Genomic DNA, 11,365 nt, shown 5'->3' with positions numbered 1-11,365 from the left:
TCCGTCCTAATCGCCAGAATGAACGGAAAGTGAAAGCCAAATCACCGGTATCTTTCAACTATCGATATGATTAACACCTAATATTATATATTTTTTAAAATGTAGTAGCAATACTACAATTTTCGTCGTGCTTTCAAATAAAAACACCATCCAGACAATAGTATCTGGATGGTTCGTCATTTCTTAACTTAATGACATTGGGATTTCTCCTTCTTAAAGTACCTCGATCCAGTATGAACAAGACCACACTTCATTTGGTTTTAAAACCATAGTTCCTTCTCTATGATAGAAATCTGGTGTTTCTTTTTCGAAATCCCCATGGGAATACCAAGGTTCAATGCATAAGAAATCCGATGCACTATCATGAGTCCATAAAGCCAAATATGGATATCCCTCAATCGATACGCGAACCACTTCTTCATCTCCATGTTTTAAAGTTACATAATTTGATTTTAAATCCTTATAAATAATCGTCGCATACTTCTTTACATCTTCTCTAGATAATTTCCATTCTTTAAATGCAACATCCTGATACTCTACATTCTTTTTGTAGCTAGGATCAAACAACAATTGTTTCGTATTTTCTTCTTTTTCAAATACCAAAGTATACGTAGAAAACTCATCATCCAATTTAAAGGCAGGATGCAAACCAAACCCAAAAGGCATGTCCTTAGAGTCATTATTTTTTACATGATACTGAATTAAAACTTTATTTCCATCCAATTTATATCCAATCTCAAAATGGAAATTAAAAGGATATTGAGCTAACGTATCCTCATTCGCATCTAAGCTAAATACAAGTTCATCTTCTTGACTTTCACCCTTTAAAGTCGCATAACGAATCAATCCATGATTTTTCATCGCATATTTTTTACCATCAATCTCATAATCCTTTGTATATGTATTTCCTACCATTGGAAATAAAGAAGGATTTCTACCAGACCACCCCTGATCTCCTTGATATAAAGTTTCATGATCTGTACTCTTCTTTACTAAGTGCAGCATTTCGCCACCCTTTCCAGCACACTCTAATTTCAATACATCATTCTCTAAAATATAAGCCATCTTATTCTCCTCCTATTCAGCTTTTATTTTCCCATTAAGAAATTGTAGATACCATCCTCATCCACTCTTCCAATTACAACATCACTAACTTCTTTTAATGCATCACATGCATTGCCCATCGCAACACCCACGTCGGCAAGCTTCAACATATCAATGTCATTGGTTCCATCCCCAAAACAATACGTTGTTTCAAATGCATGAGCAACCATGATTTTTTTCACAGCCGTTGCCTTATCTACTTGATTCGCACGCAATTCAAAACAATCCGGATATTCAACATACCCTAAATCCTTGATCAAAGGTCTTAACGCCTCTTTTGTTTCTCCTTGGCAAAAAAGTAAAACGTTCAACACTTCATCCTCTTTATAAGGTTTATAAACTGGACTGTTCAGATACAATTCAAAGTATATATTATGCGCAAAACTAGAATATGGCATACCAAAATAATTTCCCCCTCTCGTACTATAACGATATTCCAAGTTTCGTTCCTTACAAAATTGATCTATACTTCTCATTTTTTCTTTTGGAATGCAATTCATTTCAAGAATCTCTTTTTGTTTATCCAAAATCAAAGCGCCACCATCACTGATCATACAATCAAATTGAAATGAACGCATACAAGAAGGAAGATTCTTTAATTCAGATTGACAACGACTCGTTGATAAAGCTACAAAGTGTCCTTGGCTTTGTAGTTCATTTAACATTTTAAAAGTTTTCTCACTCACTTCATGGAACCTGTTATTATAAAGTGTTCCATCCATATCAAAAAAATAACCATTCATATCTTAATAATAGCCTCTTTCTAATCTTTTTAAAAGAATTTTTGATTTTTAATAATAAATTCACATTGAACCTCTATAATTAGAAATGTGACTACAATCTCTTTTCTAGTAGTTTAAAACATATAACACTTCGCACAATGTGGTCACTAATGCCGCAATACACCTCCTTAAATGATTGTTGTGGCAAAAGAAAAACCTGGAAATCCAGGTTTTTCTATTTAATGAATTCTTTAATCTGATCTATACACTTTAGAGTTTCATCATATCCTAATTGAAACCAAGGACCCAATTTTTCTGGATCTGTTGTATAACGAGTGACTCCAAGATCTTTATGAGGACGCAAAACCAATGCCTTACCCTCTTTTTCAAGTTCAGCAATCTTATCCCACTGTTCCTTATAGCGAACATGACGATTTCTTAAATCATCTGTAATTTGTTTATCCTTATAAACCAAGTTTGACAGCCACAATTGCCATTTGGGAGCCGGCTTACGAACATAGCCCTCTTCCTTTGTAGAAATCACTATATGCTTATCGTTTCCAGCGCGAAGACTTTGTTCAATGCTAATCATATCTACAAGACCAGCGTCCATCCACATTTCCCCATTAAACTTATAAGGTTTAGCTAGAAGCAACAAAGCACAACTTGCCTTGATCAACGTTTCATCTTTATCAATATAACTCTTATTAAAATATTCTACCTTATGTGTTTTTAGATTATACAATCCTACTTCCATTTGCGTTTCACTATTTTGGAAAGCTTCTAAATCCAATGGAACTTTAGACTCAATAAAATCATACGTAGCTTCAATACCAAAGATCGAACCTTCTTTAAAGAATGGTCGCCATCCAACTACACCCTTTTGACAAGGTGCATCAACACCTGTAACCTCTAAACGATCTACCTGTTTTGAAACATAACTCAATAAAATTTCTGTACCCGCACTAATTCCTACACAATAAGGAAGAATAATGTCGTGTTCGAGTAAACATTTTAATACTCCTGCAGAATAAGCAGCCTTAGTACCTCCACCTTCTGCAACAATACCAACTCTACTCACGCACTACACCACTTTCTTTTGCCGCATCTGCAACTGCTTGAGCCACAACATCTGCAACTCTTGGATCTAAAGCGGAAACAATAATATGTTCACTATCCAACATATCTTCTGTAATCATTGAACTGATCGCATAAACAGCCGCTTCTTTCATCGCATCATTGATACAAGTTGCACCTGCTTTTAATGCACCTTTAAAGATACCTGGGAAAGCCAACACATTATTGATTTGGTTTGGATGATCACTACGACCTGTACCCACAATATAGGCACCAGCTTCTTTTGCGTCTTCCGGCTCAATTTCAGGCACTGGATTCGCCATTGGGAATACAATTGCCTTTTCATTCATAGACGCAATCATTTCTTTAGATACGATATGACCTGCACTAACACCAATAAATACATCTGCACCAACTAACGCATCCTTTAAAGAACCTGTTTTTCCTTCTTTATTTAACTTATCAATCAATCCTCTTTGACCACTTGTTAAATCCATATCAGCTGTTAAGATACCTTGCTTATCCACTAAAATAACATTACCCAAACCAATCTTTAAAATCAAAGTCGCAATCGCAACACCAGCACTGCCCGCACCATTGATTACGATTGTTGAATTTTGTTTTTCAGCCAATTTCAAAGCATTTACCAAAGCAGCACAAACTACAATAGCTGTACCATGCTGATCATCATGGAAAACAGGAATATTCATTTTTTCCTGTAATCTTTTTTCAACTTCAAAACAACGAGGAGCCGCAATATCTTCTAAGTTAATTCCACCAAAGCTTGGCTCTAAGCTCGAAATAATCCGAACCAATTCATCTGTATCTTGTGTATTCAAGCATAATGGAACGGCATCCACATTTCCTAGTGCCTTAAACAATACACATTTACCTTCCATTACTGGCATACCTGCTTCAGGACCAATATTTCCTAATCCCAAAACCGCACTACCATCACTAATAACCGCAACAGTATGTGCTCTACCCGTATAGACATAACTGTTCTTTTTATCTTTTTCGATTTCTAAACAAGGTGCCGCAACACCCGGTGTGTAGGCAATCGATAAATCATCTCTATTTTCAATCTTCATTTTTGGAACAGTTTCTAATTTACCATTCCACTTAGCATGTAGCCTTAAAGCTTCTTTAGCGTAATCCATGACAACCTCCTACTCAACGATTTTTAATACGATTTCAACCATCTTTTCCATCTTTTGAATACTTGCGAATTCAAAACGACCATGATGATTAAATGAACCCGTACCTAAGTTTGGACAAATTAATCCTCTTGCCGTCAACATTGCACCATCAGTTCCACCACGAATTGGTGTACTAACTGGTGTTACATCACATTGACGCAATGCATATTTTGCCTTATTCACACTACGCATATCCCCATGCATATATTGACGCATGTTTTCGTATTGATCACGAATCGATACATGAACACGATTTCCGTATTTTTCATTCATCTTATCCGCAATTGCTTCCATCTTCTGTTTTTGTGCAATAAAACTTTGTTTACTGTGATTACGAAGAATGTAAGTTAATTTTGCATCTTCACAAATTCCTTCCATATCCACTAAATGATAGAATCCTTGACGCCCCTGTGTATGTGAAGGTGTTTGTTTTTTTGGAAGACTCGAAGCATATTCCATTGCTAATAAACTCGCATTGACCATACGATCCTTAGCATCTCCAGGATGAATGCTTGTACCATCAAATGTGACAATAGCTTGTGCTGCATTAAATGTCTCATAATCAACCGAATCAATACGATCACCATCAATTGTGAACGCGTAATCCACGGTAAACTTATCTAACTCAAAGTTTTCGACACCACGACCTACTTCTTCATCTGGAGTAAAGGCAACCGCAATAAATCCATGTTCTTTTTCTGATCGAATCAACTGTTCCATAGCCTCTAAAATAATCGCAATTCCTGCTTTATCATCTGCACCAAGTAATGTCGTCCCATCTGTAACAATCAAATCATCTCCAATGCAGTTTGCCAAAGCTGGAAATTCTTCTTTAGACATGGAATACTCTTCATTTAATTGAATTGTATTTCCATCATATTTTGAAATTACACGACACTTTACATTCGCCCCCGTAATTTCAGTTGCCGTATCCATATGTGCAATAAACCCAATACGATCCATCTTCTTATCTGTATTCGCATTTAGGTATGCATACACAATACCTGTATCGGTTAATTCAACAGAATCAAAGCCTAATTTTTCACATTCAGCCTTTAGTTCACGAGCTAAAATCAATTGTTTTTCAGTGCTAGGTGCACTTGTGCTTTCTTCACTTGACTGTGTGTCAAATGATGCATAATGCATTAATCTTTTTTCTACTGCCATATTAAATCCCCCTTTATGCCAGTTCTTGTGCTAAACGAGGCACAATTTGTTTTTTACGAGAAACAAATCCTTGATCCTTGAATTCTTCTACAACATCACGAACAAAATGCGATAACTTACCTACATATAAGAAACGTGAACCACGACCTTCGACATTAGTGATAACCATCAACATCAAGTCATATTCATGTATCGTGTTTTGTTCATCCATGTACTTCAAGAAATCCTCTTTAATTTCATCCACAATACTCAAATCAAACGTAAAAACCTGACTTACCGCAATATGATATCCACTCAACATATATTCTTTAACATCATTGTAAAGAATATTCTTGAATTCTTTTCCACGAATCGTAGCCGTATTTTCGAATAATTCTTTAGCCATCGCATCAAAATCAATATCATATTCACTTGATAAACGCTTTGCCAAATTACAATCAATTGTCGTACATGTTGGTGAATTAAAATTCATTGTATCACTAATCATGCCATACGCAATCAATTTTGCGATGATCTCAGGCATTTTAACACCATATTCTGCATACATCAATCCAACAATCGTACAAGAACTACCTACTATCATATTTCTAAATACAATTGGACGATCTGTTTCAATATCACCAATACGATGGTGATCCACAATCTCTACAATATTCGCCGTTTCAATATCGCTGATACTCTGTTTCTTTTCATTATGATCCACAAGAATAAACTGTTTCTTTTCAGCCTTCAATAAGTTATATCGAGCGACAGACCCCAATATTTTTTTCTGGAACACAACAGGATAAGATGAGTGACGCGTCTTCAACATTTCACGTTCCACATCCTCTACATATTCACTTTTATTAAAGCGAATCACTTTATTAGCCGGAGTCATAATCAATTCAACCGGAATCGAACGATAAATCATTTGAATGATTTTCATAATATTATAAGGCGTACTAATTAAAGTAACTCCCATTTGTTTTGCCATTTCAATAATATAGCTATTTGGAACAAAATTTTCTGCCACGACAATAACAGCACAACCCTTTGCCATACTCTTGATCATACTATCTTCATGATCATTTAAAACCATGATGGCACCTTTTAGATCTCTATCCATCAAGCGTTTGTCCGCAATACGAACAAATCCACTTCTTTCAAGATTTCCCTTTAAAATAAAAGACCCCTTTACACTGGCAACTAAATTTTCTAATGGTGTTTCTTTTAATAATTCACTCGTAATATTTAAATCCTGCATCTGAATCTTAGAAACATCACCTAAAGTAACCATACCCTTATATTCATTTTTATCATCAACAACATACAAAGTCTTTACATGATTTTCTAAGCATAAATCCCATGCACGACGAATCGTTTGCCCTTCTTCAATTGTCACCGCATCATCAATTTCAATTTCTTCCAACGTTGAACGTGCAGTCGTTAATAAAACTGGCATATTTACATGTAATTTATCTAATATAAATTTAGTTTCTGGATTCAAAGTCCCCAAACGAGCAGCTACCGCATTGATTCCAGTCTGTCTTTTTAATTCTGCAAGAGCTAAAGCAGCACAAATTGAATCTGTATCAGGGTTTTTGTGTCCAATTACATAAATTGGTAAACTCATCGAATTCTCCTCTCAATTATCTTAATTTTGTATTTAATATTATAACATGAAAAAAAAGAAGATTCATTATCGAATCTTCTTACTTAACAGCGTCTTTCAAAGCTTTGCTAGCTTTAAATTTTACAGATTTGCTTGCAGCAATTTCAATTTTTTCCTTAGTAGCTGGATTGATACCAGTACGAGCTGCTCTTTCACTAATTGAGAATTTACCAAATCCGAATACATCTACAGTACCATTATCTTTTAAAGTATCCGCTACTGTATCGAATACGAATTGAACATAAGCTGTTGCGTCTTTTTTTGAACAACCGAATTCTTCAGCCAATTTTTCAGCTAAATCTTTTTTATTAATAACATTAGACATTTACATGTTCCTCCTCTAATTATTACCACGCTATTTTATCATTTATATAACTAGAGTGCAACGTCTTTCATTATTGATTCCACCACATATTTTGGTAAGCCTACCACATTGGTATAATCACCTTCAATATGATCCACAAAATCACATTCCTGTATACCATAAGAGCCTGCTTTATCCATACATTTCCCACTATTTACATACGAAATAATATCTTGTTCTGTAAGTTTCTTAAAATAAACATCTGTCGTTTCGACATGTAAAAAAGTTTGTTTTTTATAGATTACACAAACACCCGTTTTTACTTGATGCCTACGATTTGATAATGCGTTCAACGTCTTTATCGCATCCTCTTTTGATTTTGGCTTACCCAATATTTTTTGATTCAAACATACAATCGTATCTGCCGATATAATAATCGAGTCTGAATAGAATTCTCTTACTTCTTTTGCCTTAGATTCAGCAACCTTTTTTAAAGCCTCATCCAAACCTAAACTTAAATCAAACACTTCATCCTTTTTGGCTGGACAAACAATAAAATCGTAGCCCAAGTCTTTTAATATCTCTTTTCTTCGCGGAGATTTAGACGCAAGTACAATCATCTTTCAAAACCTATCGGTGCCTTTTTCACCATATAATAAATAGCCAATCCACTTGCCAGAGCAACAAAACAAATCACTTTGATTACACAAGCAAGTACTAGCTTATAAAAAATTGTTTCTGGAAGCATACAAATCATGAAATCCGTATTGGGGTCTAACAGCCACAATTGATTCGTAAAGAAAATCGTATGAAACCATGTCCAGAAACTTGTAAAATCTGTAAAGATCCAAAACCCAAAGAACACAAGCATTACTATGAATGTAAACATGGCCGTTAAAAAACCTTTACTCAAATACGCAAACATCAATTCTTTTTCATTCCAGTAAAAATATAAAATAATCAACACTAGAATAATAAGCGCTGTTTTAGCAAACCTTAAAGCATTCTGATACAACGCCTTTACATCCACCATATGACTCGTTTCTTTTTCATTAAAAGTTTCTTGAGATACACCATACCACGTGATATGTCCCTTGATATCATCACGCTTGTCATCTAAATAATCCAACAATAAACGAATACTTTGATTCAAATCTTTCTTAGAAACACCAATATCACTAGCCAAATCCATCTCTTCATATTCAGGAATATAAAAATCTGGATTTAATGCTGTACTCTTGATACTAAACACAACACAAACAATGATAAAGCACCAGCCAAATATAAAACTTAAAACACGTCTCATTATTCTACAGCTACCAAATCAGCCTTTTCTACCATTGGCATAGCCTCAATCAAACTGACTAAAGACTGAATACCGATTTCTAAATCACTAATATCTAAAGTAAGTGCTACGTTGGCAATTCCATTAATAGGAATCGTTTGGTTAATAGCTAAAACATTAACTTGTTTTACAGATACTAAAGATAAAACTTTAGAAAGTGTGCCCTTTTCATTTCTTAAAATCATCGAAATAATTGCCTTACGATTCGATTGTTCTGCATTAAATGAAAAAACGGCATCCTTATATTTATAATATGTGCCCCGCGAAATACCAACCATTTTAACAGCTTCACTAATTCTTTTTGCCTTGCCCGACTGTAATAAAATACGTGCCTGCATAACTTGTTCTAAAACATCCGGTAAAATATCGCCGCTCACAACATAATATTTACTCATATTTTATAAACGCCCCCTCTTTGGCTATAGTTAAAAATCTATAATCCAATTCACTAAAACAAGATTCTAAAATCTTGGATAATTCAACCAAATGAGATTCTTCTAACGAAACAACCATAATAGTTGAACCACTTCCTGAAATCCACATTGGAAGTTGTTTTGAATCACAATACTTCTTTATCCTATCATATTCCTTAATAAATTGCCTACGATATGGTTCATGCAACAAATCCCTACAAGAACTTGCAAGTAAAGACTCATCCCCCTGTTGCAAAGCCTGAATAAAGACGAGTGCATGCGATACTTGTGAAACACAATCTTTAAATGCCATACCAGTCGGCAAAACCTTTCTTGACTGAGAAGTTTTTACTTCATAACGAGGTACAATGGCCAAACAGTGATAGTTTGCACATGGAACAAGACTCATTTTCACATCTTCTCTTTCCATAAAACAAGCTGTAGCCTGACCAAAAATAGCTGGTGCTACATTATCAGGATGTCCCTCTATACTTGTGGCAATCTTTAAGATTTCCATCTTGTCCATACCCTTTTTAAACCATGCATCACAAGCTAAGATTCCCGCAACAACACACGTTGAACTTGAACCCAAGCCACGGGCAAAAGGCACATCTGTATCTATCGTTAGTTTAAAAGTCGGATATCCCAAATGTAAATAGTCACAAGTTGTATAAAAGGCTTGCACGACTAAATTGTTTTGTCCTTTAAATTCACCCGGACAACCTTCTACAATCAACGTATCACTTTCTTCAAAAGTAAAGTGAGCCCACCAGTCTACAGCCATACCAAGACAATCAAATCCCACGCAACAATTTGCGCTTGTTGCTGGGACACACACACTAATCATGGAATACCTCTTTTGTACTTTCACATACCACGTCTTTCATAGATGCTACATCGATAACACGATCATGTAAAACATCTAAGTCTTGAAGTTCCTTTAATTGAGTAGGAATTGCATCTTGACAATATTTTGATAAATCTTGCATAGCCATCCATTCATTATCTTCCGTATATCCTAATGCTTTCAAAACATCTTGACTGAATTTATAAGGTGAAGCTGTAGCCAAAGAAACAATAGGACGATCTTTACATTCTTTTGCGACTTTGTACGCAATGGCCGAATGCGGATCTAAAACATAGTTTGTCTTATCATAAACCAATTTGATTTCTTCACTCGTTTCTTTGTCATCTACACTGCCACACGTAAATAAGTTTTGAATGGTTTTAAAAGTTTCATCATCAATCTGATAACGACCCTTTTCATTTAATTCCTGCATCCATTTCGATACTTTTTGTGTATCCTTATTAGATGCATAATATAATAGTCGTTCTAAGTTTGAACTAATCAAAATATCCATACTTGGTGAAATAGTCTGGATAAAATCTCGATTTCGATCATAGATACCTGTCGTTAAAAAATCTGTTAATACACGATTCGCATTGCTGGCAACATAGAACTTTTCTACTGGCAACCCCATCAAATATGCATAATATCCAGCTAAAACATCTCCAAAATTTCCAGTTGGAACACTAAATGAAACTTTATCCCCTAATTTGATAGCACCTTGATGCACTAATTGTTTGTAGCTATCAAAATAGTAAACGATTTGAGGAACCAGACGACCCACATTAATGGAATTAGCACTTGTCAAAAGAATATTTTGTTTCGCACAATACGCATTCAATTCTTCATCTAAGAATAGACGTTTTACTTGGCTTTGCGCATCATCAAAATTGCCTTGAATTCCAAATACATTCACATTCTTTCCTTTTTGCGTAACCATCTGACGATATTGAATGGCACTAACCTTTTTATATGGATAGAAAACATTAATACCAATATTTTCTACATCACAAAACCCAGATAAAGCCGCTTTACCTGTATCTCCACTTGTGGCAGTTAAAATCAATGCTTTTTGGTTCGTAGTTTTTAAGGCACAGGACATTAATTGTGGTAAAAGAGTTAACGCAACATCTTTAAAGGCACATGTAGGACCGTGGAAAAGTTCTAACACATAAACATCATCTACTTTTTTTACAGGTGTAATCTCTTTTTTAGAGAAAGCATTCGCATATGCATTTTCAACACATGTCACCAATTCTTCCTTCGTATAATCTGTAAGAAGATGTGAAAGTATATAAACGGCATTTTCTTTATAAGACTTTGAACATGTTAAGGATAAATCTAAATGAATTTGATCTAAAGTTGGAAGTACGTATAAACCTCCATCTGGACTCATTCCATTTAGTATGGCTTGCTTGCTGGAAACGCTTTGGTGTGCGTCTCTTGTAGAAATATAATCGTTCATGTGAATCCTCCTTGAAAATCTATATTCCATATGATACAATGTTCACACTTTAAAAACAAGTGTTTTCTAAA

12 protein-coding genes are annotated in these 11,365 nt (G+C 34.9%); all 12 read right to left on the bottom strand.

The genetic code is table 11. The annotated features are described in order from the left end of the window. Nucleotides 1-213: 213 nt before the first annotated feature. The gene (locus tag KTQ83_RS01765) at nt 214-1,065 is read right to left on the bottom strand and encodes an aldose epimerase family protein (protein ID WP_186998639.1); all 852 of its coding nucleotides are present in this window, start codon (nt 1,063-1,065) and stop codon (nt 214-216) included. Between the two features lie 23 nt (nt 1,066-1,088). After that, a complete protein-coding gene (locus tag KTQ83_RS01760; RefSeq protein WP_186998640.1) occupies nt 1,089-1,847 on the bottom strand; it encodes a Cof-type HAD-IIB family hydrolase in 759 nt (252 codons plus the stop codon). Between the two features lie 214 nt (nt 1,848-2,061). Next, nucleotides 2,062-2,907 carry a patatin-like phospholipase family protein gene (locus KTQ83_RS01755; protein ID WP_217255883.1) on the bottom strand — a complete coding sequence of 282 codons (846 nt, stop codon included), beginning with the start codon at nt 2,905-2,907 and terminating at the stop codon, nt 2,062-2,064. Continuing rightward, nucleotides 2,900-4,063 (bottom strand): NAD(P)-dependent malic enzyme, encoded by a 1,164-nt coding sequence (locus tag KTQ83_RS01750; RefSeq protein WP_117925969.1) that lies wholly within the window; start codon nt 4,061-4,063, stop codon nt 2,900-2,902. The genes KTQ83_RS01755 and KTQ83_RS01750 overlap by 8 nt, the downstream gene beginning before the upstream one ends. A 9-nt stretch (nt 4,064-4,072) precedes the next feature. Next, nucleotides 4,073-5,269: a peptidase T gene (gene pepT, locus KTQ83_RS01745; RefSeq protein ID WP_117925966.1), complete on the bottom strand. Its 1,197-nt coding sequence runs from the start codon at nt 5,267-5,269 to the stop codon at nt 4,073-4,075. A 13-nt stretch (nt 5,270-5,282) separates the two neighbouring features. Beyond that, complete coding sequence (locus tag KTQ83_RS01740; protein ID WP_186998641.1) at nt 5,283-6,881, bottom strand: putative manganese-dependent inorganic diphosphatase; 1,599 nt, start codon at nt 6,879-6,881, stop codon at nt 5,283-5,285. A 79-nt stretch (nt 6,882-6,960) separates the two neighbouring features. Further along, on the bottom strand, nt 6,961-7,245 hold the full coding sequence (locus KTQ83_RS01735; RefSeq protein WP_003863836.1) for an HU family DNA-binding protein: 285 nt from the start codon (nt 7,243-7,245) through the stop codon (nt 6,961-6,963). A 50-nt stretch (nt 7,246-7,295) separates the two neighbouring features. Continuing rightward, entirely contained in the window at nt 7,296-7,844 is a 549-nt protein-coding gene (locus tag KTQ83_RS01730) for a Maf family protein (protein WP_117925962.1), read from the bottom strand. Then, nucleotides 7,841-8,530, bottom strand: a complete 690-nt coding sequence (locus tag KTQ83_RS01725; protein ID WP_117925960.1) for a TIGR01906 family membrane protein — start codon at nt 8,528-8,530, stop codon at nt 7,841-7,843. Before KTQ83_RS01725 ends, KTQ83_RS01730 begins: the two co-directional genes overlap by 4 nt. Continuing rightward, complete coding sequence (locus tag KTQ83_RS01720; protein ID WP_117925958.1) at nt 8,530-8,964, bottom strand: ACT domain-containing protein; 435 nt, start codon at nt 8,962-8,964, stop codon at nt 8,530-8,532. Before KTQ83_RS01720 ends, KTQ83_RS01725 begins: the two co-directional genes overlap by 1 nt. After that, a complete protein-coding gene (gene thrB, locus KTQ83_RS01715) occupies nt 8,957-9,829 on the bottom strand; it encodes a homoserine kinase (RefSeq protein WP_186998642.1) in 873 nt (290 codons plus the stop codon). Before thrB ends, KTQ83_RS01720 begins: the two co-directional genes overlap by 8 nt. Then, nucleotides 9,822-11,294 carry a threonine synthase gene (gene thrC / locus KTQ83_RS01710; RefSeq protein WP_186998643.1) on the bottom strand — a complete coding sequence of 491 codons (1,473 nt, stop codon included), beginning with the start codon at nt 11,292-11,294 and terminating at the stop codon, nt 9,822-9,824. Before thrC ends, thrB begins: the two co-directional genes overlap by 8 nt. Nucleotides 11,295-11,365: the final 71 nt, after the last annotated feature.

It is taken from the genome of Holdemanella porci (assembly GCF_019052655.1).
In the GTDB taxonomy this organism is placed as follows: Bacteria; Bacillota_I; Bacilli_A; order Erysipelotrichales; family Erysipelotrichaceae; genus Holdemanella; species Holdemanella hominis.
The sequence above is the reverse complement of the archived record's forward strand: the minus strand, read 5'-3'. Positions and strand labels throughout refer to the sequence as shown.